Raw genomic sequence first — 276 nt, 5'->3', positions numbered from 1 at the left:
CCCGCAGCCCAAGTAGTAATCACCCCTCCTCCGCAGCAGCCCGGCCCGATGCCACATTCCTCTGGCTGACGCTTCCAACCGACAGGGAAAAAGCCAGAGCATGGGACAGAAGCAAACATCAAAGCAAACATCAAAGAATCCAGAATACAGGAACCAGATCGGCACAGCGTACTATCATAAATATCGAAGAATCCAGAAACCAGATCGGCACAGCGAACCATCATAAGTACCGAAGAATACAGAAACCAGATCGGCACAACGTTCCATTCTGAGTAC

General features: G+C 50.4%; 1 protein-coding gene. It reads left to right on the top strand.

The features are described from left to right. The coding region (locus tag NE671_RS15730) for a hypothetical protein (protein WP_256164162.1) at window positions 1-272 on the top strand (272 nt) is incomplete at its 5' end. Window positions 273-276 lie beyond the last annotated feature (4 nt).

It is taken from the genome of Blautia sp. DFI.9.10 (assembly GCF_024461705.1).
Taxonomy (GTDB): Bacteria; Bacillota; Clostridia; order Lachnospirales; family Lachnospiraceae; genus Blautia_A; species Blautia_A fusiformis.
Note: the sequence above shows the minus strand (reverse complement) of the source record. Positions and strands in the feature narration are given on the sequence as shown.